This window comes from Heterorhizobium halophytocola (assembly GCF_017873095.1).
In the GTDB taxonomy this organism is placed as follows: domain Bacteria; phylum Pseudomonadota; class Alphaproteobacteria; order Rhizobiales; family Rhizobiaceae; genus Allorhizobium; species Allorhizobium halophytocola.
In genome coordinates this window covers 148,185-173,648 of record NZ_JAGGJU010000008.1, presented here as the reverse complement: position 1 = coordinate 173,648, position 25,464 = coordinate 148,185, and the positions used below count along the sequence as shown (strand labels likewise).

Sequence of the window (25,464 nt, the reverse complement as noted above, 5' to 3'; positions counted from 1 at the left end):
ACGACATTGTAATCTTAAATTCCTTGAAAAACCGCTTTCAGAAGCTCATTTGTTCCTCAGCGGCGCTTGATCACGCCGCCACCTGATTGCCGGCTCGTCCCCCGCCCGCGTCAGGTTGGGCAAAGGCCTTATCCCCCTCTCCGGGCCTTTGTTCCCTCATTCAAACCGCCATGACTATCCCCCAGTCATGGCGGTTTTGATTTATCCGGGCCCCAGCCACATCCACCCAAGTCACCCGAGATCCATCGCCTGCGATTTATCTTGTCCGATCCCGTGAAACCGCTTAACCATTGGACATGGGTTTCGATCGTAACGGTTCGGCTACATACCTGGCGGCACAACTTGCCAAGGCCTTCACGCGCTCGCTTCAGGCGCGCGCCGCGAAACTCGGCTTCTCTCCCGGACAATTCCCCATCCTGCTGGCGCTCTGGGACGAGGACGGCCTGACCCAGGCCCAGTTGCTGCAGCGGATCGATGTCGAACAGGCAACCATGGCCAACACGCTTGCGCGGATGCAGCGCGACGGGCTGATCGAGAAGAAGCCGCATCCGAACGACAGGCGCGCGCAACGTATCTATCTGACCGAGCCGGCGCGGGCGCTTCAGGAAGAAGCCCTCACGGCCGCCGAGGAGGCCGATGACGCGCTGTTTTCCGGTTTCCGCCGCTTCGAGAAAGAGCTGATGCTGGAATATATCCGCTGGGCCATCGACAATGGCCGCAAGCTCGAGACCTGACATCCGCGAAATTGTTCTTCCGGCAACTGCCCCTCGAAACGGGGCGGCGCTTGGTCTATCGTCGCCATCGATTCCAACCAGCAGGACCAGGTTCATGACCGATACAACCGCCATTCTCGCCAAGGCCGACGAGAACTTCAGCGCCAGCCTCGAACGCCTGTTCGACCTCGTCCGGATCCCGTCGATCTCGACGGATCCGGCGTACAAGGCCGATTGCAGCAAGGCCGCCGAGTGGCTGACGGCAGCGCTCAACGAGCTTGGTTTCGAGGCGACGATACGCGACACGCCCGGCCATCCGATGGTCGTCGCCCACCACGCGGCCGATAAGCCGGATGCGCCGCATGTGCTGTTTTACGGGCACTATGACGTGCAGCCGGTCGATCCGCTGAACCTGTGGGAAAACGATCCCTTCTCGCCGGCGGTCAAGGAACTGGAGCCGGGCCGCCAGGTGATTACCGGCCGCGGCACCGCCGACGACAAGGGCCAGCTGATGACCTTTGTCGAGGCCTGCCGCGCCTACAAGGACGCCAAGGGCGGCCTGCCGATCCGCATCACCATCCTGTTCGAAGGCGAGGAAGAATCCGGCTCGCCTTCGCTGAAGCCTTTCCTCGAGGCCAATGCCGACGAGCTGAAGGCGGAATTCGCCATGGTGTGCGACACCGGCATGTGGGACCGCGAGACGCCGGCGATCGCCGCTACGCTGCGCGGCCTGCTCGGCGAGGAGATCATCGTCAAGGCCGCCGACCGCGACCTGCATTCGGGTCTTTTCGGTGGGGCCGCGGCCAACCCGATCCATATCCTGAGCGATATCCTGGCCGGCCTGCATGACGAAACCGGTCGCGTCACGGTGCCCGGCTTTTATGAAGGCGTCGAGGAAACGCCGGAGAATATCAAGGCATCCTGGGAGACGCTGGGCCGCGGCGCGGACGGATTTCTGGGCGAAGTCGGGCTTTCCGTTCCCTCCGGCGAAAAGGGCCGGTCGGTGCTGGAGCTGACCTGGGCGCGGCCGACGGCAGAGGTCAACGGCATCATCGGCGGCTATACCGGCGAAGGCTTCAAGACGGTGATCGCCGCCCAGGCCTCGGCCAAGGTGTCCTTCCGCCTGGTCGGCGAACAGGATCCGGCCAAGATCCGCGAGAGCTTTCGTGCCTATGTCCGCTCGAAGATCCCGGCCGACTGCTCGGTCGAGTTCCACGAGCACGGCGCCTCGCCGGCCATTCTGCTCGGATATGATTCGGACTTCCTGACCAAGGCCAAGGCCGCCCTGTCGGATGAATGGCCAAAGCCGGCCGTCGTGGTCGGCATGGGTGGCTCGATCCCGATCGTCGGCGATTTCCAGAAGATGCTCGGCATGGATTCGCTGATGGTCGGCTTCGGCCTCGTCGACGACCGTATCCATTCGCCGAACGAAAAATACGAACTGGCCTCGTTCCAGAAGGGCATCCGCTCCTGGATCCGCATCATCGCAGCGCTTGCGGTGTAAGGGGCGACAGGATCTGAAAAAGCAAAAGGCCGGGGGATACCCGACCTTTTTTCAGTTCATCCGGCGCGCCTGCCAGTACATCCGTGGTCAGGCGTCCGGTGAACATCTCGCTGGAAAGGCGCAGGGCCGTGAGGCCGCAGCCTTTCCAATACGCCCATGATCTCGTGAAATCGTTAACAATCGGTTAACGCGAAACAAGAACCGCATCAGATCGAAACATCCCTTGGATGCCTCAAGATACCGACACTGCCGGGCCGCGATGAACTACAGGTGGGGATCGGGCTGCGGAAGTTCAAGAGGCAGACAGTTCCAGGCCGCAACGACGGATAACACTTGCACCGTCGCCGGCACGGACCGAAACATCCAAGAACAACGGATCGAACCCGAGTAAAGTCCATCATGAGCCTGCAATCGGTAACTGCATTCCTGGCAACCCATGCGCCCGACCTGTCCGTGATCGAGACGGAAGCCAGTTCGGCGACCGTCACGCTTGCCGCGCAGGCGCACGGGGTCGAACCCGACCAGATCGCCAAGACCATCTGCCTGAGGGTGGGCGAGGACGTCATCCTTGTAGTTGCTGCCGGCACGCGCCGCCTCGACAACCGCAAGTTCAAGGACCAGTTCGGCGCAAAGCCGCGCATGCTGGGTGCGGACGAGGTGCTGGAGCGCACCTCTCATCCGGTCGGCGGCGTCTGCCCGTTCGGCCTTGCAACGCAGATACCCGTCTATTGCGACGTCTCGCTGAAGGCGTTCGAAACGGTGGTCCCGGCCGCGGGAGCCACCAATTCGGCCGTCGTCGTCGCGCCCCAGCGTCTGGCCGAGATCACCGGGGCCAGCTGGGTTGACGTTTGCCAGTAATGGCGCAGGATAGTCCCGTGATCGGACACCTGGGGCAGACATCGGCAACCATCGGTTAACCACCCCTTAAATCGCCGTAATTACAGTTCAGCTAGATTTCAGTTCCATGCCCTCCCGGCGGACCGCCAAAGGTCCATCCAGACAGCCGGGACGGCCGCACCAGACAAGAGCAAGCCGGGCGGGCGAGCTTATTCATCCAAGGAGCGCCACCAGCACGCATGGCCGGCAGACATAAATCCAGACAGCGCATCGAGCCGACGCTCGGTGGCCGCTCGGACAATTCCCGCGATGACGACGACCTGAGGCTCGATTCACGCGATCGGGTCCGCGGGCAGGACACGGGAGAGGGCCGCAAGCCCAGACGTTCGGGCAAGACGTCCGGCAAGTCCAAGCGGTCGAAGAAGGACCGGGGCGGTTCGCGTGGCGGTTTGTTCGGGCTCGTCCGCCGGCTGTTCTACTGGGGTATCGTCCTGGGCATCTGGGGCGGCATCGCGGTTGCCTGCCTGATCGGCTACTACGCGGCCCAGATGCCGAGTGCCAGCAGCTGGACCATTCCGGCACGCCCGCCGAACCTGAAGATCGTCGCATCGGACGGAACGGTGCTGGCCAATCGCGGACTGACCGGCGGCGAGGCTGTCGGCCTGGACGAGATGTCCCCCTATATTCCGGAGGCCGTGATCGCGATCGAGGACCGGCGGTTCTATTCGCATTTCGGCGTCGATCCGCTCGGCCTCGCCCGCGCCGTGGTCAACAACCTGACCGGACGCAGCATCCAGGGCGGTTCGACCCTTACCCAGCAGCTTGCCAAGAACCTGTTCCTCTCGCCCGACCGGACGCTGGAGCGCAAGATTCAGGAAGTCATGCTGGCTTTCTGGCTGGAGCACAAGTTCTCCAAGGACCAGATCCTGGCGATGTATCTCAACCGGGTCTATTTCGGCGCCAATTCCTATGGGGTGGAAGCCGCATCGCACCGGTATTTCAACAAATCCGCGCGTGATGTGACGCTGGGCGAGGCCGCCATTCTGGCAGGCCTTCTGAAAGCTCCTTCCCGATTGTCGCCGGCCCATGACCCGGATGCCGCAAAGGCGCGCGCCCAGGTGGTACTCGGCGCGATGAAGGAGACGGGCTTCATCACCGAGGACCAGGTCAAGACAGCCATGTCGCAGCCGGCCTCCAAGTCGAAGAGCTATTTCAGCGGCGCCGGCCAATATGTCGCCGACATGGTGACGGCCGAGGCCAAGTCGATCCTCGGGCCACTGAAGCAGGACGTGGTGGTCGAGACGACGATCGACCCGGCCTGGGAGAAAGAGGCCGAGCAGGCGATCCAGCACGTGCTCGACAAGAACGGCGCCAAATACAATGCCTCGCAGGGCGCCCTCGTCTCGGTGGATGGCACCGGCGCGATCCGGGCGCTGGTCGGCGGCCGCGATTATGCAACCAGCCAGTTCAACCGCGCGATCAAGGCCAAGCGCCAGCCGGGCTCCGCCTTCAAGCCCTTCGTCTATACCGCGGCGATGGAGATCGGCGACACGCCCGATTCGATCCGCAATGACGCGCCGGTCAAGATCGGCAACTGGACGCCGGAGAACTACGAGAAGACCTATAGCGGGCCGGTGACGCTTGCCCATGCGCTGGCGGAATCGCTGAACACGGTCGCCGCCCAACTGGTCCAGGAGGTCGGACCGCCGCAGGTGATCAAGATCGCCCACCGGCTCGGCATCGAATCCGACCTGCAGCCGAATGCCTCGATTGCGCTCGGCACCTCGGAAGTCTCGCTGCTGGAGCTGACATCGGCCTATGCCCCGTTCATGAATGGCGGCTTCAAGGCGACGCCCCATATCATTTCGCGGATCACCTCGGTGTCCGGCGATGTTCTCTATCAGTCCGACTACGGCAACCCGCCGCGGGTGCTGAGCGACCAGGTCGTCAGCGAGATGAATTCCATGCTGATGGGCGTCGTGCGCGACGGCACCGGCAAGAAGGCGGCGGTCAAGGGCTGGCAGACAGCCGGCAAGACCGGCACGACGCAGAATTCCCGCGATGCGCTGTTTGTCGGCTATACCTCGCAGCTGACCACCGGCGTATGGCTCGGCAATGACGACGGCAAGCCGATGAAGCATGTGACCGGCGGCACGCTGCCGGCGACCGCCTGGCACGACTTCATGACTGCCGCCCACAAGGGCCTGACGCCCTCGCCGCTCGGCGAGGATTACAGCCAGCCCGCCCAGGCGCCGGACGATACGATCTCGGTCAGCAAGGTGTTGAAGGAAATCTTCGGCAGTTCCGACCCGAGCACGGCCTATCCGCCCGCCCCCACATCGCAGGCCCCGCCGGCGCTGACACCGCAGCAGCAAGAGCAGCAGCAGATGCAGCAGACCCAGCCGCAGCCGGCACAGGACGGATCGGATCCCTTCGCCCAGCCGTCCAATGGCCAGGCCTATCCGAACGACCCCTATCAGCAGGCGCCGGCAGATCCGCTTCCGCCCGGCTCGATCGGTGGCGGTCCGGTTCCTCCGGGAAGCGTCGGCGCTGACGGCCAGCCGCAGAAACCGCAGCCGCACCGCTCCACACTGCTGGATGTCCTGATGGGACAATGATACTGGCTTGAGGCAGGCAAAGGATTACGGCCGAGGCAGAGCAGCAGACTTCGGCGACCGCCAATCGGCAGGGCGTCCTCACGCATTCGTGGTAACCGCGTGATTTTGCGTGAAAGCGTTCGCAGACAAGCCTTGCAGTCCGAAAAACTGGTTCTTATATACGCCGCATACACGCAGTGCACACTGCGCTAACGAGAAGACAAATCCACCGCAAGGGGCCGTCAGTGGAATGCCGAAAGAGGGTTCCGACGGCCTGCTTCAAGGAGAGAATGACATGGCAAAAGTTATTGGTATTGACCTTGGAACCACCAATTCCTGCGTCTCCGTAATGGACGGCAAGGACGCAAAGGTCATCGAGAATTCCGAAGGCGCACGCACCACCCCGTCGATGGTCGCCTTCACCGATGATGGCGAACGCCTCGTCGGCCAGCCGGCCAAGCGCCAGGCGGTGACCAACCCGACCAACACCCTTTTCGCAGTCAAGCGCCTGATCGGCCGCCGCTACGAAGATCCGACCGTCGAGAAGGACAAGGGCCTGGTTCCCTTCGACATCGTGCGCGGCGACAATGGCGATGCCTGGGTCGAAGCCCAGGGCAAGGGCTATTCTCCGGCCCAGATCTCCGCCATGATCCTGCAGAAGATGAAGGAAACGGCCGAAGCCTATCTTGGCGAGAAGGTCGAAAAGGCCGTCATCACCGTTCCCGCATACTTCAACGACGCCCAGCGCCAGGCAACCAAGGATGCCGGTCGGATCGCGGGCCTTGAAGTTCTGCGCATCATCAACGAGCCGACGGCTGCGGCCCTGGCCTACGGTCTCGACAAGAAGGACGGCAAGACGATCGCCGTCTACGACCTTGGCGGCGGTACCTTCGATATCTCGGTTCTGGAAATCGGCGACGGCGTCTTCGAAGTGAAGTCGACCAACGGCGACACCTTCCTCGGCGGTGAAGACTTCGACATGCGTCTCGTCGAATATCTCGCAGCCGAGTTCAAGAAGGACCAGGGCATCGACCTGAAGGGCGACAAGCTCGCTCTGCAGCGCCTCAAGGAAGCTGCCGAGAAGGCCAAGATCGAACTGTCCTCGGCACAGCAGACCGAAATCAACCTGCCGTTCATCACGGCTGACGCGTCCGGTCCGAAGCACCTGACGATGAAGCTGACCCGTTCGAAGTTCGAGACCCTCGTCGACGATCTGGTCCAGCGCACCGTCGCCCCGTGCAAGGCAGCACTGAAGGATGCCGGCGTATCGGCTTCTGAGATCGACGAAGTGGTTCTGGTCGGCGGCATGAGCCGCATGCCCAAGGTCCAGGAAGTCGTCAAGCAGCTGTTCGGCAAGGACCCGCACAAGGGCGTGAACCCGGATGAAGTGGTTGCCATGGGCGCTGCGATCCAGGGCGGCGTTCTGCAGGGTGACGTCAAGGATGTCCTGCTGCTCGACGTGACCCCGCTGTCGCTCGGCATCGAAACGCTGGGTGGCGTGTTCACCCGCCTGATCGATCGCAACACGACGATCCCGACCAAGAAGAGCCAGGTGTTCTCGACGGCCGAAGACAGCCAGCAGGCCGTGACCATCCGCGTCTCGCAGGGCGAGCGTGAAATGGCGGCAGACAACAAGCTGCTTGGCCAGTTCGACCTCGTCGGCCTGCCGCCGTCGCCGCGGGGTGTTCCGCAGATCGAAGTTACCTTCGATATCGACGCCAACGGCATCGTCAACGTGTCGGCCAAGGACAAGGGCACCGGCAAGGAACAGCAGATCCGCATCCAGGCATCTGGTGGTCTGTCCGACGCCGACATCGAAAAGATGGTCAAGGACGCCGAGGCCAATGCCGAGGCCGACAAGAAGCGTCGCGCCGGCGTCGAAGCCCGCAACCACGCCGAAAGCCTCGTGCACTCGACCGAGAAGTCGCTTGCCGATTACGGCGACAAGGTTTCGGAAGCCGAGCGCAAGTCGATCGAGGACGCCATTGCCGCTCTGAAGTCGGCCGTGGAAGCCGAAGAGCCGGATGCAGACGACATCCAGGCAAAGACCCAGACGCTCATGGAAGTGTCCATGAAGCTGGGCCAGGCCATCTACGAAGCACAGCAGGCCGACGGCGAAGACGCTGCGGAAGCATCGTCCGGCGAAGGCGACGACGTCGTCGATGCCGACTATGAAGAAGTCAAGGACGAAGACACGAAGAAGTCCGCTTGATGGCGGTACTTCCGAGGCTTCGGAAGCTTGGATGGCTGGCCCTCGGGCCAGCCCTCTTCATGAGTGCCGGGGCCTTTCCGGCCCATGCGGCTGGCAAGGATGCCGCCACGCAGCAGACCGTCTCCCGCGAGGAACAGCGTATCGTCAAGGCACTTGCGGCAAAAGACAGCAAGAGCCTGCAGCGATCGGTTTCGACGCTCGGTGCCGTCATCGGGGCCGCGATGAAACGCAAGCAGGCGGGCGGCGAGGTCACTCCCTGTGAGATGGCTGCGCATTCGCTGGGCTTTGCCGCGCTTTCTGCCTCCGAGGCCCTTGCGCAAAAAGGCGATGCACGCCAAGTCTTGAAAGACGATGCGACGGCCGCGGCAGGGGACTTCCAGACCGACATGCAGGCATGTGACAAGAACAATAGCCGTAAGACTGGCAACCACGCAGGCGTGGTGAAAGCTTTGAGAGCTTTGTAAGACCATGGCAAAAGCAGATTTCTACGAGACTCTCGGGGTCGGCAAGACCGCTGACGAGAAAGAATTGAAGAGCGCCTTCCGCAAGCTGGCGATGAAGTATCATCCGGACAAGAATCCGGGCGACGCCGAGGCGGAAAAGAAATTCAAGGAGATCAACGAGGCTTACGAAACCCTCAAGGATCCCCAGAAGCGCGCAGCCTATGATCGCTTCGGCCACGCAGCCTTCGAACAGGGCGGCATGGGGGCCGGCGGCTTCCAGTCCGGCGGCATGGGCGGCGGTGGCGGCTTCTCCGACATCTTCGAGGACATCTTCGGCGAGATGATGGGCGGCGGACGTGGTGGTGCGCGCCAGCGTGCCAGCGGCGGGCGCGAACGCGGCGCCGACCTGCGCTACAACATGGAAATTTCGCTCGAAGAGGCCTATGGCGGCAAGACGGCGCAGATCCGCGTCCCGACGTCCGTAACCTGCGACGTGTGCACCGGGTCCGGCGCCAAGCCTGGCACCAAGCCGACGACCTGCGCCACCTGCCAGGGGTCGGGCCGCATCCGCGCCGCCCAGGGCTTCTTCTCGATCGAGCGGACCTGTCCGACCTGTCACGGTCGCGGCCAGACGATCACCGATCCCTGCACCAAGTGCCACGGACAGGGCCGTGTGGTCGAGGAGCGCTCGCTGTCGGTCAACATTCCGGCCGGCATCGACGACGGGACCCGTATTCGCCTGCAGGGCGAGGGTGAGGCCGGTCTTCGCGGCGGTCCCTCGGGCGACCTCTACATCTTCCTGTCGGTCAAGCCGCACGAGTTCTTCCAGCGCGACGGCGCGGATCTTTATTGCTCCGTGCCGATCTCGATGACGACGGCTGCCCTCGGCGGCACGTTCGACGTGGTGACGCTCGACGGCACCAAGTCGCGGGTGACGGTACCGGAAGGCACGCAGTCCGGTCGGCAGTTCCGCCTGAAGAGCAAGGGCATGCCGATCCTGCGTTCGGCCCAGACCGGCGATCTCTACGTGCAGATTCGCATCGAGACGCCGCAGAAGCTGACCAAGCGCCAGCGCGAACTGCTGCAGGAGTTCGAACAGCTGTCATCCAAGGAGAACAATCCGGAATCGACCGGCTTCTTCTCCCGGATGAAGGACTTCTTCGACACGCTGAGCGACTGATCGAAACCGGATTGCTCCATTAAAAAAACGCCCTTCGCGGGGCGTTTTTCTTTGCGCGGTATCGCGTCGGCCGGATTTGGCAACCGTTCAATAATGGGGTGGGCGGGTATTGGCGGGGGCTTCCAGCGACTGTTCTTCCAGCGACAGGAAGCGCTCGGTCAGGCGGTCGAGTTTCGCCCGGGTCTGCTCGGTCACCTTCCACTGCTCGGTCAGCTGGTCCGACAATTCCTCGACCACGCGTGTCAGGTGGGCGACGGTTTCCTCCAGATGGGTGATCCGCTCACTTTGGTCCGCCATGATCCCTGTCCTCGTCGTGCCGATTTTGAATGTCCCGCGTCAATGCCTCGAATGAGGAGGGACGGTCAAGTGCGCGGCGGCGTCTCGCCCGGTATGGCATCAGCATCAGCGCCGAGCCGGCAACCGCACCGGCAAAGGTCAGGGCCATGGGGGCGGCGATCATGATCGCCGGCAGGATGGGTTCGCGGGCCCGCCCCAGATAACCGCCAAGGCCACCGATATCGAAGAGGATCAGCGTCAGGGTGAAGAGGACCCCGAGGCCGGCGCCGAAGGCGGCATTGATGCCCAGAAAGCGCAGCATCTCGATGTGGTCGCGTCGCGCCTCCTGCGGTGACATCTGGTCATCCCGTCGTTTCTGCATGGCGACACCCGGGCCCGGTTGAGATCTGTTCGCCCCATCCTCTCAGGATTTGCGCGCGCGGTCCACAATTGCGCATTCGCCACCGTCAAAGCGGCGCAAAAACCGCGGGCGAACCTTGCCATGACAGGTGTTTCTTCCTAGGTCCAGACGGCAAGACCAATGGCGGATCATGACACACACGGTTTCCCTTTCGCGGCTGATGCTGACCGATTTTCGCAATTATGCGCAGATGTCGCTGACGCTCGACGCCCGGCATGTCGTGCTGACCGGCGAGAACGGTGCGGGCAAGACCAATCTGATGGAGGCCGTGTCGTTCCTGTCGCCCGGGCGGGGGCTGCGACGCGCCGTGCTGGCCGATGTCGCCCGCGCCGATGGCGCCGGGGGCTTCAGCGTCTTTGCCGAGGTCGAGGGCATGGAAGATACGGTCGGGATCGGCACCGGCATCGATGCCAGCGAAGAAAGCACGGCGCGGCGCCTCGTCCTCAACGGCACACAGGCGCGTACCGTCGACGAGCTGACCGACCACCTGCGTGTGCTCTGGCTGACGCCTGCCATGGACGGGCTGTTTACCGGGCCCTCCTCCGACCGGCGCCGCTTTCTCGATCGGCTGGTGCTGTCGCTCGATCCGGCGCATGGCCGCCGGGCCAGCGATTTCGAGCGCGCCATGCGCGGCCGCAACAAGCTGTTGTCCGAGGGGCGATTCGACCGCACCTGGGTCGACGGTATCGAGCGGCAGATGGCGGCGCTCGGCATTGCCATGGCGCTGGCACGGCAGGAAATGCTGGGGCTGCTGTCGCGGCTGATCGGCGAGCAGATCACCGATGACGGCTTTCCTTCGGCCCAACTGACGCTCAGCGGTTTTCTCGACGGCGAACTGGAAGGTCCGGCCATCGATCTCGAGGACCGCTATGCCGGACTGCTCGCCGAGGGACGCAACCGGGATGCCGCCGCGGGACGGACGCTCGAGGGGCCGCATCGAAGTGACCTGCTGATCCGTCATATCGAGAAGGACATGGAGGCCGAGCGCTGCTCGACCGGCGAGCAGAAGGCGTTGCTGGTCGGCCTCATTCTCGCCCATGCCAAGCTGGTCGCCAACCTGACGGGGCACGCCCCGGTGCTGCTTTTGGACGAGATCGCGGCGCATCTCGACAGTGGCCGCAGAGCGCTGCTGTTCGACCGGATCGACGCGATCGGCGGCCAGTCCTTCATGACCGGCACGGACCGGTCGATGTTCGATGCGCTGGGCAGTCGCGCCCAGTTCCTCACCGTCAGTCACGGCGCGATCACCATGGGCTGATCGCTTTACCTACAACCGCAGGGCATGCCATCATCATGACCATGGATCCGCTTTCCCCCGACGAAATCGAGCGCTATCAGCGCCACATCCTGCTGCCGGAAATCGGCGGCAGCGGTCAGCAGAAGCTGAAAGCCGCCCGCGTGCTGGTGATCGGCGCCGGAGGCCTCGGCGCGCCCGCCCTGCTCTATCTGGCGGCCGCCGGTGTCGGCACGATCGGCATCGTCGACGACGACCGCGTCTCGCTCTCCAACCTGCAGCGGCAGGTGATCCACGATTCGGGCACGATCGGCGAAGAGAAGACGAAAAGCGCGCGCGAGGCGATCGCAAGGCTCAATCCACATGTGCGGGTCGAGACCTTCACCGAGCGCTTCCTGCCCGAATGGATCGGCGAGCATATCCATCGCTTCCATCTGGTGATCGACGGCTCCGACAATTTCGACACCCGCTATCTGGCAGCCGACGTCGCCGAGGCCTCGGCCATTCCGCTGGTCAGCGGCGCCGTCGGCCGCTTCGACGGCTCGCTTACCGTGCTGAAGCCCTATGAGAACGATGCCGAAGGCCATCCCAATCCGCGCTACCGCGATCTCTTCCCCGAGCCGCCGCCGGAGGGCATGGTGCCGGTCTGCGCCGAGACAGGCGTGATGGGCGCCCTGACCGGCGTCGTGGGCACGCTGATGGCCATGGAAGCCTTGAAGGTGATCACCGGTGCCGGCGAGCCCCTGGTCGGACGCCTGCTGATGTATGATGCGCTGACGGCCCGCTTCGACACGATCCGCTACAGGCGACGGAGCAGACGCGGGTGAGGCCGGCGATCACCCGTCTCGACGCGCGGTTCGACGACTGGCCGGGTCTTCTGGATCTGATCCTCTCGTCGTTTGCCTATATGAACGGCGTCATCGATCCGCCGTCCTCCGCCCTTGCCCTCACCCCGGACAGCCTGGCCGCGAAGGCCCGCGCCGAGATCGTGTTTCTTGCATCGGGAGCGGATGGCGAACTGCTCGGCTGCATCTTCTGCAGGCCGGAACCGCCCACATGCCTCTATATCGGCAAGCTGGCTGTACTGCCGCAGGCGCAGGGACAGGGGCTGGGCCGCGATCTGATGCAAAGGGCGGAAGGCGTTGCGCGGGGCATGGGCCTGCCGGCGCTGCGGCTGGAGACCCGCATCGAGCTTACCGGCAATCATCTCCGTTTCGGGCGGATGGGTTTCCAGGTTACGGCCGAGGGACGGCACAAGGGCTTCGACCGCACGACATTCATCGAGATGCACAAGGCGATTGCCGGCTAGGCGCGGTGCCGCGGTCCGGCCGTGGCTGGAAGACGAAGGCTCAGCTGCGGCCGGGCAACACCCGGTTCGGCGGGCGATGGTCGTCGAAAAAGGTGCGGATATTGATGATCACCTTGTCGCCCATGTCGATCCGACCCTCGATGGTGGCAGACCCCATATGCGGCAGCAGGACGACGCGTCCCTCGCGGGCGAGCTTGACCAGCTTGGGATTGACCTTCGGTTCGTTTTCGAACACGTCGAGCCCGGCCCCGGCGATCCTGTCCTCGCGAAGACACTGGATCAGGGCGGCCTCGTCGATGACATCCCCGCGCGAGGTGTTGACGATGTAGCTCGTCGGCTGCAGCAGCGCCAGCCGTCTCGCAGACAGGAGATGATAGGTCGCCGGCGTGGATGGACAGTTCACCGAGACGATGTCGACCCGTGCCAGCATCTGGTCGAGGCTGTCCCAATAGGTCGCCTCGAGCTCTTCCTCGGTCTGCGGGCTGACGCGGTGGCGATTGTGGTAATGGATCGAAAGGCCAAAGGCCTTGGCGCGCCTGGCGACGGCCGTGCCGATGCGGCCCATGCCGAGAATGCCGATGCGCTTGCCCCAGATCCGGCGGCCGAGCATCCAGGTCGGCGACCAGCCGCTCCAGGCTTCCGGATCGTCGATCAGGATGCTGGCACCCTCCGCCAGGCGACGCGGCACGGCCATGATCAGCGCCATGGTCATGTCGGCCGTGTCTTCGGTCAGCACATTGGGCGTGTTGGTAACGGTGATCCCCTTGCGGGCAGCGGCATCGACGTCGATGTGGTCATAGCCGTTGGAGAAACTGGCGATCATCTTCAGCTGCGGCCCGGCCTGTTCGATCAGGGCAGCGTCGATCCGGTCCGTCACCGTCGGCACGATCACATCGGCAGACTTCATCGCGGCCACGAGTTCGGGCTGGGTGCGCGGGGTATCGTCGATATTGAGCTCTGCGTCGAACAGTTCGCGCATTCGGGTTTCCACCGCATCCGGCAACTTACGGGTGATGTAGACCTTCGGCCTTTTCCTGTTCGTCATGCCGTGCGCCGATGCCTTGTTCAGAGCTCATTAACCCAGAGGGCTCTATATTTGGTTTCCGCGACAATTTCTATCAAACCCGTCAGCGAAGACAAACAAAACTCGCAAAGACGGGGCTTTCCGTTCGGCGGCGTTGCGTCGGACCCGAACTGACCGATTGTCAGAAGATCTGCGAAACTGCGATGACCCACGCGAAACATTCGACCCGCATCCTGCTCTCCACCCTTGCCGCCGGCCTGGTCGTGGCGTGCACGCCACCGGCGATGGCGCAAAGCACCAAGGGTGCCAGCGGCCTGCCCCTGCCGCGCTATGTCAGCCTGAAGGCACGCAGCGTCAATCTGCGCGTCGGGCCCGGCACCGACTATGCGGTCTCCTGGCGCTTCCAGAAGGACGGCCTGCCGGTCGAGATCATCCAGGAATACGACAACTGGCGCCGTGTGCGCGATGCCGACGGCACGGAGGGCTGGATCAACCAGTCGCTGCTGTCCGGCGAGCGCACCGCCATGGCGGCGCCCTGGATGAAATCGAACGGCAAGGATGTCTATGTCAACATGCGCCGTGATTCGCTCGACAGTTCGAGCATCGTGGCCAAGCTGCAGCCCGGCGTGGTCATGCGCCTCGACGAATGCACCGGCAACTGGTGCAAGGCCGAGGCGGGTGGCGTCGAGGGCTGGGTCGTCCAGGCCGAGATCTGGGGCGCCTATCCAGGCGAGGCCTTCAAATAAGATTGGCGGCTCTTGCCGCTTCGGCCAGAGACTGCGACGGGCGCGGCCCGAGCTGCTGGATCACCATGCCGGCGGCAAAGCAACCGAATCGACCGCAATCTTCGAGCGACCGCCCCTGCGTATAGGCATGCAGGAAGCCGGCGGCGAAGAGGTCGCCGGCGCCGGTGGTATCGACCAATTGCTTGAGCGCGATGGCGTCGACATAAACCCGTTCTTCCCCCTTGAGGATGACGGCCCCCTTCTCGCTCATCGTCACGGCCGCGATCTTGCAGTCCTTCGCGATGCGCGAGAGCGCCAGTTCGAAATCGTCGGTCTCGTAGAGCGCCAGGGCTTCCTGGGTATTGGCAAAGACGATGTCGACCGTGCCCGAGCGCATCAGCTCGAGAAACTCCTCGCGGTAGCGCCCGACGCAGAAACTGTCGGACAGCGTCATCGACGTCTCGCGGCCGTTTTCGTGGGCAATCCGGCAGCACTCGACGATCGCTTCCTTGGCCTTCGGCGGATCCCAGAGATAACCTTCGAAATAGGTCATCTTCGATTCGGCGACGACGTCGGCCTCAACATCGAGCGGACCGAACTCGACGCAGGCGCCGAGAAAGGTGTTCATCGAGCGCTCGCTGTCGGGCGTGACGAAGATCATGCTGCGGGCCGTCGGCGGAAAGGTGCCCTTCGGCTTCGTCTGGTAATAGACGCCCTGGGCGCGGATGTCATGGGCGAAGATCTCGCCGAGCTGGTCTTCCGCGACGCGGCCGAAATAGGCGGCCCGGCCGCCATAGGACGCGACGCCGGCTGCCGTGTTGCCCGCACTGCCACCGGAGGTCTCGACGGCCGGTCCCATCTTCGCATAGAGGCTTTCGGCACGCTCGGCGTCGATCAGGTTCATTGCGCCCTTGACGATGGCGTTGTCGGCAAGGAACTCCTCTTCGCAACGGGAAATGATGTCGACAATGGCATTGCCGATCGTCAGCACGTCGAATCGTGTCATGAAATGTCTGTCTCCGATGATCGCGCCCCGATCTTCGGCAGGGCGCGTTGGCAAGTTTTGGAACCGGCAAGACCAATACAGACAAAATGCTATTCAGTCATCCCGCTGTTATGATCCGACGCTAAAGCTTCCCCTCGAAGGTGCCGCATGGCCGGCGCCGGCCAGGACGACGCCATGCGCGTCCGTCATCTTGCCGTCGACCACGGATGTACTGGCGACGACATTGGCTCCGGTCGCGAACCGGTGAAGGGAAGCGGGGCATTGCCCCGCTTTTTTCGTAGCGGTCTGGCCTCCGTCACTCGATGCAATGCCGGAGACCGGGCGGATTGCCATGCGCGGGCGGCGGCTGGTAAAGCAGGGACGCAGATCCTCCCCGAAAGTCCCCCCATGTCCTCGATCATCATCAATGTCGCGCCGATCTTCATCCTCATCCTGCTTGGCTGGCTGCTGGTCCGGTTCGGCGTCCTGCAGGCCGAGATCGGGGACGGGCTGGGCGAGTTCGTCTTCAAGGTCGCGGTGCCGGTGCTGATGTTCCAGACGATCTCCGAGGCGGATTTTCACGGCGCCTCGCCGTTTCGGCTCTGGGCTGCCTATTTCAGTGCGGTCATCGTCGCCTGGACGCTTGGACATCTGATTGCGACGCGGATCTTCGGTCGCGACGAAAGACTGGGGGTGCTGGCCGGCGTTTCCGCCGCCTTCGCCAACAACGTCTTCATCGGCCTGCCGCTGGTCGGCCACATCGTCGGTCCTGCCGGCATCGTGCCGCTCTCCATCCTGCTCGCCGTCCATCTGCCGCTGATGATGGTGGTCGGAACGGTGATGATGGAGAATGCCGACCGCAAGGTCGGCGGCGGCAGCGGACGCGGCCTCGTCCAGATTCTCGGCCAGGTCGGCATGAACCTGCTGCGCAATCCGCTGGTGATCGGTCTCGCGGTCGGCCTTCTGGTTCACCTCGTGAGCCTGCCGATCCCGGTGCTGGTGCATGACATCACCCATCAGATCGCCGGCATGGCGGCGCCGGCGGCGCTGATATCCCTCGGCATGGCGCTCAACAAATACGGGGTGTCGGGCAATCTGGGCCTGGCCTCGCTGATCAGCGTGCTGAAACTGGTCGTCATGCCGGCGGTCGTCTGGTGCGCCTGCCATATCGTCGGCCTCAGCCCGACCTGGACCAGCGCGCTCGTCCTGACATCCTCGGTTCCGACCGGCATCAACGCCTATCTGATCGCCAACCGATTCGGTGTCGGGCACGGCCTGACCGCATCGACGATCACGCTGACGACCGCAGTCGGCATCCTCAGCGTATCGTTCTGGGCCTGGCTCGTGCTCTAGCGGAAGGCGTGAACGAAAAAACCCGGCCTTGGCCGGGTTTGATCAGATGTCTGCAAGAAGAGGCGCTCAGTTCGACGGCGCGGGCTCTGCGGGCGCGGCAGCGGCCTCATCCGGCTTTGGCAGTTCCACCGGCGTATCGGCCATGGTGTGCAGATAAAGCAGCAGATTGGCGCGATCCGTGTCCTTTTTCAGGCCGGCAAAGCCCATGGCGGTCCCCGGCACGAATTTCTTCGGCGCCGTGATGAAATGATTGAGGTTCTCGAAGCTCCAGTGCTTGGAGCCGCCCTCGGAGAAATCCTTCATTGCCGCCGAATAGCTGAAGCCTTCATGCGAGGCGATCGGGCGCTCGACGACACCGTAGAGATTCGGACCGACCTTGTTCGGCCCACCCTTGGTGTCGTCATGACAGGCCTGACACTTCTTGAAAACCGCTTCGCCGGCCTTGGCATCGGCGCTCGCCAGCAGCACGGCGATCGGCGTCTCGGCCACAGCCTCGCCACCACCCTCGGCGTCCGCCGGCGCTTCGGCAACGATGGCATAGCCTTCCTTTTCGGGCGCGGCGCCATGGAAGATCCCTTCCGAAGCGATAGACACCGTCATCAGGACGAAGACCGTCCCCAACAACGCACCGACACCCATGTTCACGTATGAACTCATCTGCAAACGCTCCCCCTCGCTTCCAGCGGATCATGACCCGCACGACCTTGAAATTGCACGAAACCTATGTCTTTTGACTGATCCTTGCAACACGATTTCAGACTTGCAACCTTGACTGAGACTTTTTGCCACTCTTTCCGATGCCATAGAAGGCCAGGCGATGCCCCAAACTGAACTTGCCGATACTCTCGTGCTGATCCCCGCCCGCATGGCCTCGACCCGCCTGCCGGGCAAGCCTCTGGCCGATATCTGCGGCCTCCCGATGATCCTTCAGGTTGCAAAACGGGCGCAGGAAGCCGAAGTCGGGCGCATCATCGTGGCCGTCGACGACCAGCAGGTCTTTGACGTCGTCCAGAATGCGGGCTTCGAGGTCGTCATGACGCGCGTCGACCACCAGTCCGGCTCGGACCGGATCTACGAGGCGATGATGAAGGCGGATCCGGACGGCAAGGCGCGCGTGATCATCAATGTGCAGGGCGACCTGCCGACGATCGATCCCGACAGCATTCGTGCAGCACTTCGCCCGCTCGAAGATCCGGCCGTCGATATCGCGACGCTGGCAGCCGAGATCACCCACGACGACGAGAAGACGAGCCCCAATGTGGTCAAGGCCGTCGGCTCGCCGCTGAGCGACAGCCGGCTGCGCGCGCTCTATTTCACCCGCGCGACGGCACCCTATGGCGCAGGCCCGCTCTACCACCATATCGGTCTCTATGCCTATCGCCGCTCCGCCCTCGAGCAGTTCGTCAAGCTGGCGCCGTCGACGCTGGAAAAGCGCGAATCACTCGAGCAGCTGCGGGCGCTGGAAGCCGGCATGCGCATCGATGTGGAGATCGTCCGCACCGTGCCGCTGGGCGTCGACACCGCAGCCGACCTCGACAAGGCGCGTGCCATCCTGTCCGGCCAATAGAAGGAGCCTTCCCTTGCCTGCAAAGACCAACAGGATCTCGTTTCAGGGCGAGTTCGGCGCCAATTCCGACATGGCTTGCCGCGACGCCTATCCCGACATGGAGCCCCTGCCCTGCCCGACCTTCGAGGATGCCTTCGTGGCGCTCGAAGGCGGCGATGCCGACCTGGCGATGATCCCGATCGAAAACACGCTTGCCGGCCGGGTTGCCGATATCCACTACCTGCTGCCGCTCTCGCGGCTGCATATCATCGGCGAATATTTCATGCCGATCCGCTTCCAGCTGATGGCGATGCCGGGCGTGTGGTTCGACGAGATCCAGACGGTGCACAGCCATATCCATGCGCTCGGGCAGTGCCGCAACATCATCCGCAGCCACGGCTGGAAGGCTGTGGTGGCCGGCGACACCGCCGGGGCTGCCAAACAGGTGGCCGAACGCGGCGACCGCAGCATGGCGGCGCTGGCGCCGAAGCTCGCAGCCTCACTCTACGGTCTCGATATCCTGGCGGAAAACGTCGAGGATTCGGAAAACAACGTCACCCGTTTCGTCGTCCTCTCGCGCGACGCGCCGGAGCCCAAGCGCACCGATGCCGGCGACCACTATGTCACGACCTTCGTCTTCAATGTGCGCAATATCCCGGCCGCGCTCTACAAGGCCATGGGCGGCTTTGCCACCAATGGCGTCAACATGACCAAGCTCGAAAGCTACCAGATCGGGGGCAAGTTCATCGCCACCCAGTTCTATGCCGATATCGAGGGCCATCCCGACGATGCGCCGGTCAAGCGGGCGCTCGAGGAACTGCGCTTCTTCTCGGAAAAGGTCCGCATTCTCGGTGTCTACAAGGCTCATCCGATGCGCGGTCACATCGCGAGCCTCTGAGGCGTAAAGCCGGCCGCTGCCAAGACGCGCCTGGATCTTCCAGCTCAGCGTCCACGCTTCAGCAGCCGGTTTCCGAGCCGGCCGGCACCATCAGTCCCATTCCAGCCAGTCGCGCATCAGCCGGTGCGCGATGGCGCCGCGCGGCGGGGCGGCCTGCCCTTCGCCAATCGCGCGGTCCAGCATTTCAGCTGTTTCGGTGCGCGAGAACCAGCGGCAGTCTTCGAGTTCGTCCGTATCGAAATCGATCTCGACGCTTTCCGCCCGGCCATAGCAGCCGATCATCAGGGAATGCGGCATCGGCCAGGGTTGCGAGGCATGATAGCGCACCGTGCCGACCTTGACCCCCGACTCCTCCAGCGTTTCGCGGCGCACCGCGTTTTCGATCGTTTCCCCCGGCTCGATAAAGCCTGCAAGGCAGGAATACATGCCGGCCGCGAAATGCGGTCCGCGACCCAGCAGACAGCGGTCACTGGCCTCGTCGATGACCAGCATGATCGCCACCGGATCTGTGCGCGGGAAGATCACATTGTCGCAGGCGGTGCAGGCCCGGCGATAGCCGCCGATCTGCGGCTCCGTCGGCTGGCCGCACCGACCGCAGAAGCGGTTGCGCGACATCCAGTGCATGAAGGAGAAACCCTGGCCGATCTCGCCGACCACGTCCTCGTGCATCAACCCGTCGCGGTAGATCGAGCGGGCGCCGGCAGCCTTGTAGAGTTCGGGCAGATTGTCCGGATCGATGCCGACCGGCACGGCGATGCGCGGCTCGCCATTGGCCTTGTAGCCGAGCACCACCGCATTGTCGGGGTCCGGGTCGAGCGCCTTCAGTTCGTAAGGGGCAAACAGCGGGTCCAGCACCTGGCGATCATGCTTGAGGATGATCTTGTCGCCGGCAAAGGCAAAGGCATGGCTGCCCTCGGCCTTGAAAGCGTCGGCGAGACAGGTCTCGCCTCGATGCTCCGCCCGGCGGTCGAGGTCGTTCTGCGCGAATGCGGTGAGGTCGCTCGGCTCCGGGTGGGGCCCGTTCTGGTCAAAAATCGATGTTGTCATGGGTACAATGCTTGAAGAAACCGTTGCTTGAAGTCCTGTTCGGCGCCGTCGGCATAGGGCACCGCCTGGCCGAAGCCCCAGACGGGACCCGGCCAGTTGGCATCCCCCTCGTTGCGGGCGATGACATGAACGTGGAGTTGGCGAACGATGTTTCCAAGGGCACCGACATTGATCTTCAAGGCCCCGGTGGCCCGCCTGAGGGCAGCCGACACGGTCATCTGTTCGAAAGTCAGCATGGTCTGGTCGAGCGGCGTCAGCTCGAACAGCTCGGTCACCGCATCCCGCTGCGGCACCAGGAGCAGCCAGGGCCAGCGGCTGTCATTGATCAGGCGAACCTCGCAGAGATCCAACGTCAATAGCGGCTTGCTGTCGCGAGCAAGTCGATCATCGAGAGCAAAGGGCATTGAGGATGTCTTCTCCGCGTTTTTGTTTTCCATACCAGTTTTTTGACGGCTTGGCTTGCATTTGGTTTCGTTATTGCCGATATGTGGCCTCGGGAGGTTGGTGGTGGACGAGCCACTCGCCAACCGGGTCAGGTCCGGAAGGAAGCAGCCCTAACGAGCCCGGCACGGGTCATCGTGCCAGCCTCCCACCCTCTCGACAACCCGGCGTTTCAAAGGCGTCGGTCGGAGACGCCCGAACGGGCCGAAAGGATGCCGGCAGGGGCTATGAGCGATATAGAGCCTAAAGCACCGATTGCCACCAGCGAGCCAAACGGCTACCGCGTCCTTGCCCGCAAATACCGTCCCAAGGATTTCACCGACCTGATGGTCGGTCAGGAGCCGATGGTCCGCACGCTGACCAATGCGTTCGAGACCGGGCGCATCGCGCAGGCCTATATGCTGACCGGCGTGCGCGGCGTCGGAAAGACGACGACCGCCCGCATTCTGGCCCGTGCGCTGAACTACAAGACCGCCGAGATCGACAAGCCCACGATCGACCTGCGCGTGCCCGGCGAGCATTGCCAGGCCATCATGGAAGGCCGCCATGTCGACGTGATCGAGATGGATGCGGCCTCGCATACCGGCATCGACGACATCCGCGAGATCATCGAGCAGGTGCGCTACCGGCCGGTATCGGCGCGCTACAAGGTCTACATCATCGACGAAGTCCACATGCTCTCGACGCAGGCCTTCAACGGCTTGCTGAAGACGCTTGAGGAGCCGCCGGAGCATGTGAAGTTCATCTTCGCCACGACGGAAATCCGCAAGGTGCCGATCACCGTGCTGTCGCGCTGCCAGCGCTTCGACCTGCGCCGCATCAGTGCCGCCGATCTGGTCGGGCTGTTCTCGACCATCGCGGCCAAGGAAGGCGTCGAGGCCGAGGACGAGGCGCTTGCCATGGTTGCCCGCGCCGCCGAAGGCTCTGCGCGCGACGGGCTGTCGCTGCTCGACCAGGCGATCGCGCATGGCAGCGGCATCGTGCGGGCCGACGCGGTGCGCAGCATGCTCGGCCTTGCCGACCGCGCCCGGATCGTCGATCTCTTTGCCCATGTGATCACCGGCAATGCCGCCGGCGCGCTGGAAGAGTTTCAGGGCCAGTACGAGGCGGGTGCCAACCCGACCGTGGTGCTGACCGATCTTGCCGATTTCACCCATCTGGTCACGCGGTTGAAATATATTCCCTCGGCGGCGCAGGATCCCTCGCTGAGCGAGATCGAGCGTGTGCGTGGCGCCGAATACGCGAGCGCCATTGCGGTGACGACCCTTTCGCGCATCTGGCAGATGCTGCTGAAGGGCATTCCCGAGGCCGAGAATGCCGTGCGTCCCGCAGGAGCCGCCGAAATGGTGCTGATCCGGCTCGCCCATGCCGCCAACCTTCCCTCGCCCGAAGACGCCGCACGGCGAATGCTTGAGCTTTCCGACAGTGACGGCGGCGCCGCTTCCGGCCGGCCGAACGGCGGGGGCGGCAATGGTGGCGGTGGAGCGCAGGCCATGCTGCGCACCAATGCCGTCGGCCAGTCATCGGCTGCAAGCTATGCCGCGCCATCGAGCGCCCCCGTCGCGCATCTGAAGGCGGTCCCCTCCAGCGCACCGCCCGAGGCAAGCCCGCAGATCCGCGGCGAGACGCGGACCGTCGAAGAGCCGGTCGAAAAGGTTCCGGTGCGTTCGCTTGACGACATCAGCGAACTCTGCACGAAGAACCGCGACCCGAAGCTGAAGGCGCTGCTGCGCAATTATGCGCGCCTCGTGCGCCTGGAGCCGGGCCGGCTGGAGATCAATCTTCCGGAAGACGCGCCGAAATCCCTGACGGGCGATCTGCAGCGGCGGCTGGAGGAATGGACCGGCATCCGCTGGATGGTCATCCTGTCCCGCGAACAGGGCGAGCAGACGCTTGTCGAGAGCGAACGCTCGCAGCGGGAAGCGCATTTCAAGGACGCCCGGCAAGACCCTGACGTCGTGGCGATCATCGCGCGTTTTCCCGGCGCCAAGGTGACCGATGTGCGCATCCTCAATGCCGAAAAGGAAGAGGACGAGCAGGCCCCGCCGCCGGCCGTCGCCGAATCGGAAGAGGGCGACATCCTTCCGGGCGACGACATCGATTTTTGATGGATTACCAATCATTCTGACCAAGGAGACAAAACCATGCGCGACCTGATGGGCATGATGGGCAAGGTCAAGGAAATGCAGGCCAAGATGGAGCAGATGCAGACGGAGATCGCTGCACTCGAAGTCCAGGGCCAGTCCGGCGGCGGGCTCGTCGTCGTGACCATGACCGGCAAGGGCGACCTGCGCGGCGTCAAGATCGATCCGTCGCTGATCAAGGAAGACGAGGCCGAAATCCTCGAGGACCTGATCGTGGCGGCGCACAAGGACGCCAAGGACAAGGCCGAGGCCGTGATGGCCGAAAAGACCAAGGAAATGACCGCCGGCCTGCCGATCCCGCCCGGCATGAAGCTTCCCTTCTAAAGCGGCTTCGCTACCAAACGGCTTTTGACCGCCTGACTTTATCCGGGCACGATCGCCGTTATGTGAAGGGGGATAGCATGAGCCTTTCCGGGCTTTTGATATTTGCCGGGGCGCTGTTTGTCGCCGCCGGCTCGCCGGGACCGAATATCGCGGCGCTCGTCGCGCGGGTCCTCGCCAAGGGCATCCGCGACGTGCTGCCCTTTCTCGTTGCGATGTGGATCGGCGAAGCGATCTGGCTGACCTTTGCCGTGGTCGGGCTGACCGCGATCGCCGCCACGCTGCAACCGCTCTTCCTGACGGTCAAATGGGCCGGCATCGTCTATCTGCTCTATCTCGCCTGGAAGATGTGGACCTCAAGACCGGAGCCGGAAACGGACACCATGCCGCAGCGGTCATCCCCCTGGCGCATGTTTGCCGCCGGCATGGCGGTCGCGCTCGGCAATCCGAAGATCATGATCTTCTACATCGCCTTGCTGCCGGCGATCATCGATCTGTCGCATGTCGATTTCATCGGATGGGCAGAGCTCACCGCGACGATGCTGGTCGTCCTTGTCACCGTCGATGCCTTCTGGGCGCTGCTTGCGGGGCATGGCCGACGCTATATCCGCAATGCCCGGACGGTAAGACTGGTCAACCGCGCCAGCGCCGGACTGATGGCGACAGCCGCGGCGGCAATTGCCGTCCGCGGCTGACAAAATCGCGAAGGTCGGGAGGGTCAGGCCGGCTCCCAGGCCGACAGCAGCGACAGGCCCTGGGCAAGCAGGGCTTCGGCCGCGTCTTCGGTCTTGGCTTCGACATAGCAGCGCAGTTCGGGCGCATTGCCAGACGGGCGGACATGAATGATCCGGCCGTCTTCGAGAGTAACTCTCAGGCCATCGATATCGGAGGTCTGCGCCACCCGACCGATCGGCGCCAGAAACGCTTCCATATTGTCCGGCGAGGCCCGCAGATACTGCATCAGCGCCTGGCTTTTCTCCGTCGGATAGTTTTCCAGGCGATCGGCAGCCGCGACCGGCAGACTGAAATCGGCTGCGATCTGCGACACAGGAACCTTTCGCTGGGCCGCCAGATAGAGGACCGACAGCACCGGCACGAAACTGTCGCGCGTCGGCAGCGCCGCAATGCGGCGGCCATCGACCTCGAAATCGGTACCGAGCATCAGGCCGCCATTGGCTTCGAAGCCCATCACCTCGGTCTTGCCTTCGGCCATGGCGTCATCCATCGCCGCAATCACATAGGGCGAGCCGACCCGCGTGCGCTCCACGGTAAAGTCGCCGGCGCTCTCGATGCCGGAATTGGACGTCACCGGTGTCGCCACGCATTTTGCCTTGAGAAATCGCGCCGTGATCAGCCCCAGCAGGTCGCCCCGCAGCGGCACGCCGTTTTCGTCGGCCACCAGCGGCCGGTCGCCGTCCCCATCGGCGGAGATGATCGCGTCCAGTTTCTCGTCGGCCGACCATCTGGCGATCTTTTCCAGCGTGTCGATCGACACCGCTTCGGTGTCGACCGGAATGAAGGTGTCGGAGCGACCGAGCGGCACGGCATCCGCATAATAGGTCTTCAGCACCTCGATCATCATGTCTCTGGCGACCGTGCTGTGCTGATAGACACCGATCCGCAGGCCGCTTAGCGCGCCGGCCGGCAGCACCGCACGGTTTCGCTTGAGGAAGAGGGCAACGGCTTCGGTTTCGTGGTTGTCGCCCTTTACCTGCTCGACACGGTTGGCGGTCTCGTCCTTGGCAAGCGTCTCGGCAAATCCGGTGATCGCCGCCTCGTCCGTCTTGCCGATCTCGCCATCCGGCCGGTAGAACTTGATGCCGTTGCGATCGGCGGGGATATGCGATCCGGTAATCATGATCGACGCCCAGCCATGGCCCATTGCATAGAAGGCGAGTGCCGGCGTCGGGATGGCCCCGCAATCGACAGGTTCGAGACCCGCCCGCTTCAGGGCCGCCATGACGGTCGCGGCGATCTCCGGACTCGACTCGCGAAAATCCTGCGCGACGGCAATGCGCGAACCGGGTTCTGCCAGCTTCGCATCCTTCAGGAATTCGGCGAAGGCGGTGGCATAAAGTGCAGAAACCGCACCCTTCAGTTCGCTCGAAAGGCCTCTCAAGCCACTGGTTCCAAATTTCGCAGCCACGCACTCAACCTTTCGTTGGAATTGATACTACTGACCGAAGCTCCGGCGGGCGGAAATGTTCCAAAGTGGGAGGCGGAAGTAAAGCCCTCGGCGCAGGACGGGAAGCAC

The 25,464-nt window shown here is 63.6% G+C and carries 25 protein-coding genes and 1 other RNA gene; 18 read left to right on the top strand and 8 right to left on the bottom strand.

What is annotated here, in order from left to right:
* The first annotated feature begins 296 nt into the window (after positions 1–296).
* The 7 genes from J2Z17_RS15480 to dnaJ all read left to right on the top strand — a co-directional run bounded on the left by J2Z17_RS15480 (position 297) and on the right by dnaJ (position 9,486).
* On the top strand, positions 297–734 hold the full coding sequence (locus J2Z17_RS15480) for a MarR family winged helix-turn-helix transcriptional regulator (RefSeq protein WP_209946529.1): 438 nt from the start codon (positions 297–299) through the stop codon (positions 732–734).
* Between the two features lie 94 nt (positions 735–828).
* Positions 829–2,217, top strand: coding sequence for a M20/M25/M40 family metallo-hydrolase (locus tag J2Z17_RS15475; protein WP_209946528.1), 1,389 nt, complete (start codon positions 829–831; stop codon positions 2,215–2,217).
* A 399-nt stretch (positions 2,218–2,616) separates the two neighbouring features.
* Positions 2,617–3,075 (top strand): YbaK/EbsC family protein, encoded by a 459-nt coding sequence (locus J2Z17_RS15470; RefSeq protein ID WP_209946527.1) that lies wholly within the window; start codon positions 2,617–2,619, stop codon positions 3,073–3,075.
* A gap of 218 nt (positions 3,076–3,293) precedes the next feature.
* Positions 3,294–5,672 carry a transglycosylase domain-containing protein gene (locus J2Z17_RS15465; protein ID WP_209946526.1) on the top strand — a complete coding sequence of 793 codons (2,379 nt, stop codon included), beginning with the start codon at positions 3,294–3,296 and terminating at the stop codon, positions 5,670–5,672.
* Between the two features lie 274 nt (positions 5,673–5,946).
* Positions 5,947–7,863, top strand: coding sequence for a molecular chaperone DnaK (gene dnaK / locus J2Z17_RS15460; protein WP_209946525.1), 1,917 nt, complete (start codon positions 5,947–5,949; stop codon positions 7,861–7,863).
* Positions 7,863–8,327, top strand: a complete 465-nt coding sequence (locus J2Z17_RS15455) for a hypothetical protein (protein ID WP_209946524.1) — start codon at positions 7,863–7,865, stop codon at positions 8,325–8,327. The genes dnaK and J2Z17_RS15455 overlap by 1 nt, the downstream gene beginning before the upstream one ends.
* Before the next feature lie 4 nt (positions 8,328–8,331).
* On the top strand, positions 8,332–9,486 hold the full coding sequence (dnaJ, locus tag J2Z17_RS15450) for a molecular chaperone DnaJ (RefSeq protein WP_209946523.1): 1,155 nt from the start codon (positions 8,332–8,334) through the stop codon (positions 9,484–9,486).
* Positions 9,487–9,573: 87 nt separating this feature from the next.
* On the opposite strand, the gene J2Z17_RS15445 is transcribed toward dnaJ, so the two are convergent.
* Together J2Z17_RS15445 and J2Z17_RS15440 are read right to left on the bottom strand one after the other, a co-directional pair.
* Complete coding sequence (locus J2Z17_RS15445) at positions 9,574–9,783, bottom strand: SlyX family protein (RefSeq protein WP_245224136.1); 210 nt, start codon at positions 9,781–9,783, stop codon at positions 9,574–9,576.
* Entirely contained in the window at positions 9,767–10,120 is a 354-nt protein-coding gene (locus J2Z17_RS15440; protein ID WP_209946522.1) for a hypothetical protein, read from the bottom strand. Before J2Z17_RS15440 ends, J2Z17_RS15445 begins: the two co-directional genes overlap by 17 nt.
* Before the next feature lie 193 nt (positions 10,121–10,313).
* On the opposite strand from J2Z17_RS15440, the gene recF reads away from it, so the two are divergent.
* The 3 genes from recF to J2Z17_RS15425 are packed head-to-tail and all read left to right on the top strand — an operon-like array spanning position 10,314 to position 12,726.
* Positions 10,314–11,441, top strand: coding sequence for a DNA replication/repair protein RecF (gene recF / locus J2Z17_RS15435; RefSeq protein WP_209946521.1), 1,128 nt, complete (start codon positions 10,314–10,316; stop codon positions 11,439–11,441).
* Positions 11,442–11,482: 41 nt separating this feature from the next.
* Complete coding sequence (moeB, locus tag J2Z17_RS15430; protein ID WP_209946643.1) at positions 11,483–12,244, top strand: molybdopterin-synthase adenylyltransferase MoeB; 762 nt, start codon at positions 11,483–11,485, stop codon at positions 12,242–12,244.
* Entirely contained in the window at positions 12,241–12,726 is a 486-nt protein-coding gene (locus J2Z17_RS15425; protein ID WP_342454414.1) for a GNAT family N-acetyltransferase, read from the top strand. The genes moeB and J2Z17_RS15425 overlap by 4 nt, the downstream gene beginning before the upstream one ends.
* 40 nt (positions 12,727–12,766) lie before the next feature.
* Here the strand turns inward: J2Z17_RS15425 and J2Z17_RS15420 are convergent, their stop codons facing one another.
* Positions 12,767–13,771: a 2-hydroxyacid dehydrogenase gene (locus tag J2Z17_RS15420; protein ID WP_209946520.1), complete on the bottom strand. Its 1,005-nt coding sequence runs from the start codon at positions 13,769–13,771 to the stop codon at positions 12,767–12,769.
* A gap of 182 nt (positions 13,772–13,953) precedes the next feature.
* Between J2Z17_RS15420 and J2Z17_RS15415 the strand changes: the two genes are divergently transcribed.
* Complete coding sequence (locus J2Z17_RS15415) at positions 13,954–14,496, top strand: SH3 domain-containing protein (RefSeq protein ID WP_209946519.1); 543 nt, start codon at positions 13,954–13,956, stop codon at positions 14,494–14,496.
* On the opposite strand, the gene J2Z17_RS15410 is transcribed toward J2Z17_RS15415, so the two are convergent.
* A complete protein-coding gene (locus tag J2Z17_RS15410; RefSeq protein ID WP_209946518.1) occupies positions 14,489–15,481 on the bottom strand; it encodes an adenosine kinase in 993 nt (330 codons plus the stop codon). The genes J2Z17_RS15415 and J2Z17_RS15410 overlap by 8 nt on opposite strands.
* Positions 15,482–15,868: 387 nt before the next feature.
* Here J2Z17_RS15410 and J2Z17_RS15405 point away from each other — a divergent pair, with 387 nt between their 5' ends.
* The gene (locus J2Z17_RS15405) at positions 15,869–16,813 is read left to right on the top strand and encodes an AEC family transporter (RefSeq protein WP_209946517.1); all 945 of its coding nucleotides are present in this window, start codon (positions 15,869–15,871) and stop codon (positions 16,811–16,813) included.
* A gap of 66 nt (positions 16,814–16,879) precedes the next feature.
* Here J2Z17_RS15405 and J2Z17_RS15400 read toward each other — a convergent pair whose 3' ends face one another.
* Positions 16,880–17,470 carry a c-type cytochrome gene (locus J2Z17_RS15400; RefSeq protein WP_209946516.1) on the bottom strand — a complete coding sequence of 197 codons (591 nt, stop codon included), beginning with the start codon at positions 17,468–17,470 and terminating at the stop codon, positions 16,880–16,882.
* Between the two features lie 160 nt (positions 17,471–17,630).
* On the opposite strand from J2Z17_RS15400, the gene J2Z17_RS15395 reads away from it, so the two are divergent.
* Positions 17,631–18,380: a 3-deoxy-manno-octulosonate cytidylyltransferase gene (locus J2Z17_RS15395; RefSeq protein WP_209946515.1), complete on the top strand. Its 750-nt coding sequence runs from the start codon at positions 17,631–17,633 to the stop codon at positions 18,378–18,380.
* A 13-nt stretch (positions 18,381–18,393) separates the two neighbouring features.
* Positions 18,394–19,257: a prephenate dehydratase gene (locus J2Z17_RS15390; RefSeq protein ID WP_209946514.1), complete on the top strand. Its 864-nt coding sequence runs from the start codon at positions 18,394–18,396 to the stop codon at positions 19,255–19,257.
* A gap of 90 nt (positions 19,258–19,347) precedes the next feature.
* Here the strand turns inward: J2Z17_RS15390 and nudC are convergent, their stop codons facing one another.
* A complete protein-coding gene (gene nudC / locus J2Z17_RS15385) occupies positions 19,348–20,304 on the bottom strand; it encodes an NAD(+) diphosphatase (protein WP_209946513.1) in 957 nt (318 codons plus the stop codon).
* Positions 20,301–20,741, bottom strand: a complete 441-nt coding sequence (locus tag J2Z17_RS15380; RefSeq protein ID WP_209946512.1) for an HIT domain-containing protein — start codon at positions 20,739–20,741, stop codon at positions 20,301–20,303. Before J2Z17_RS15380 ends, nudC begins: the two co-directional genes overlap by 4 nt.
* Positions 20,742–20,800: 59 nt before the next feature.
* Here J2Z17_RS15380 and ffs point away from each other — a divergent pair.
* The 4 genes from ffs to J2Z17_RS15360 all read left to right on the top strand — a co-directional run bounded on the left by ffs (position 20,801) and on the right by J2Z17_RS15360 (position 23,905).
* Positions 20,801–20,897, top strand: an RNA gene (gene ffs, locus J2Z17_RS15375) — signal recognition particle sRNA small type.
* A gap of 75 nt (positions 20,898–20,972) precedes the next feature.
* Positions 20,973–22,853, top strand: coding sequence for a DNA polymerase III subunit gamma/tau (locus J2Z17_RS15370; protein WP_209946511.1), 1,881 nt, complete (start codon positions 20,973–20,975; stop codon positions 22,851–22,853).
* Between the two features lie 36 nt (positions 22,854–22,889).
* On the top strand, positions 22,890–23,213 hold the full coding sequence (locus J2Z17_RS15365; protein WP_209946510.1) for a YbaB/EbfC family nucleoid-associated protein: 324 nt from the start codon (positions 22,890–22,892) through the stop codon (positions 23,211–23,213).
* Between the two features lie 77 nt (positions 23,214–23,290).
* Entirely contained in the window at positions 23,291–23,905 is a 615-nt protein-coding gene (locus J2Z17_RS15360; protein ID WP_209946509.1) for a LysE family translocator, read from the top strand.
* Between the two features lie 23 nt (positions 23,906–23,928).
* Here J2Z17_RS15360 and J2Z17_RS15355 read toward each other — a convergent pair whose 3' ends face one another.
* Positions 23,929–25,356, bottom strand: coding sequence for a phosphomannomutase (locus tag J2Z17_RS15355; protein ID WP_209946508.1), 1,428 nt, complete (start codon positions 25,354–25,356; stop codon positions 23,929–23,931).
* Positions 25,357–25,464: the final 108 nt, after the last annotated feature.

Excerpts from the sequence above, each read along its gene's own strand:
- J2Z17_RS15480 (WP_209946529.1), top strand. The coding sequence starts at position 297 with ATGGGTTTCGATCGTAACGGTTCGGCTACATACCTGGCGGCACAACTT.
- nudC (WP_209946513.1), bottom strand. The coding sequence starts at position 20,304 with ATGACAACATCGATTTTTGACCAGAACGGGCCCCACCCGGAGCCGAGC.
- J2Z17_RS15365 (WP_209946510.1), top strand. The coding sequence starts at position 22,890 with ATGCGCGACCTGATGGGCATGATGGGCAAGGTCAAGGAAATGCAGGCC.
- J2Z17_RS15440 (WP_209946522.1), bottom strand. The coding sequence starts at position 10,120 with ATGTCACCGCAGGAGGCGCGACGCGACCACATCGAGATGCTGCGCTTT.
- J2Z17_RS15455 (WP_209946524.1), top strand. The coding sequence starts at position 7,863 with ATGGCGGTACTTCCGAGGCTTCGGAAGCTTGGATGGCTGGCCCTCGGG.
- J2Z17_RS15415 (WP_209946519.1), top strand. The coding sequence starts at position 13,954 with ATGACCCACGCGAAACATTCGACCCGCATCCTGCTCTCCACCCTTGCC.
- dnaJ (WP_209946523.1), top strand. The coding sequence starts at position 8,332 with ATGGCAAAAGCAGATTTCTACGAGACTCTCGGGGTCGGCAAGACCGCT.
- J2Z17_RS15445 (WP_245224136.1), bottom strand. The coding sequence starts at position 9,783 with ATGGCGGACCAAAGTGAGCGGATCACCCATCTGGAGGAAACCGTCGCC.
- J2Z17_RS15470 (WP_209946527.1), top strand. The coding sequence starts at position 2,617 with ATGAGCCTGCAATCGGTAACTGCATTCCTGGCAACCCATGCGCCCGAC.
- J2Z17_RS15360 (WP_209946509.1), top strand. The coding sequence starts at position 23,291 with ATGAGCCTTTCCGGGCTTTTGATATTTGCCGGGGCGCTGTTTGTCGCC.
- J2Z17_RS15410 (WP_209946518.1), bottom strand. The coding sequence starts at position 15,481 with ATGACACGATTCGACGTGCTGACGATCGGCAATGCCATTGTCGACATC.
- J2Z17_RS15380 (WP_209946512.1), bottom strand. The coding sequence starts at position 20,741 with ATGGAAAACAAAAACGCGGAGAAGACATCCTCAATGCCCTTTGCTCTC.
- moeB (WP_209946643.1), top strand. The coding sequence starts at position 11,483 with ATGGATCCGCTTTCCCCCGACGAAATCGAGCGCTATCAGCGCCACATC.
- J2Z17_RS15465 (WP_209946526.1), top strand. The coding sequence starts at position 3,294 with ATGGCCGGCAGACATAAATCCAGACAGCGCATCGAGCCGACGCTCGGT.
- J2Z17_RS15420 (WP_209946520.1), bottom strand. The coding sequence starts at position 13,771 with ATGACGAACAGGAAAAGGCCGAAGGTCTACATCACCCGTAAGTTGCCG.
- J2Z17_RS15400 (WP_209946516.1), bottom strand. The coding sequence starts at position 17,470 with ATGAGTTCATACGTGAACATGGGTGTCGGTGCGTTGTTGGGGACGGTC.
- recF (WP_209946521.1), top strand. The coding sequence starts at position 10,314 with ATGACACACACGGTTTCCCTTTCGCGGCTGATGCTGACCGATTTTCGC.
- J2Z17_RS15370 (WP_209946511.1), top strand. The coding sequence starts at position 20,973 with ATGAGCGATATAGAGCCTAAAGCACCGATTGCCACCAGCGAGCCAAAC.
- dnaK (WP_209946525.1), top strand. The coding sequence starts at position 5,947 with ATGGCAAAAGTTATTGGTATTGACCTTGGAACCACCAATTCCTGCGTC.
- J2Z17_RS15395 (WP_209946515.1), top strand. The coding sequence starts at position 17,631 with ATGCCCCAAACTGAACTTGCCGATACTCTCGTGCTGATCCCCGCCCGC.
- J2Z17_RS15475 (WP_209946528.1), top strand. The coding sequence starts at position 829 with ATGACCGATACAACCGCCATTCTCGCCAAGGCCGACGAGAACTTCAGC.
- J2Z17_RS15405 (WP_209946517.1), top strand. The coding sequence starts at position 15,869 with ATGTCCTCGATCATCATCAATGTCGCGCCGATCTTCATCCTCATCCTG.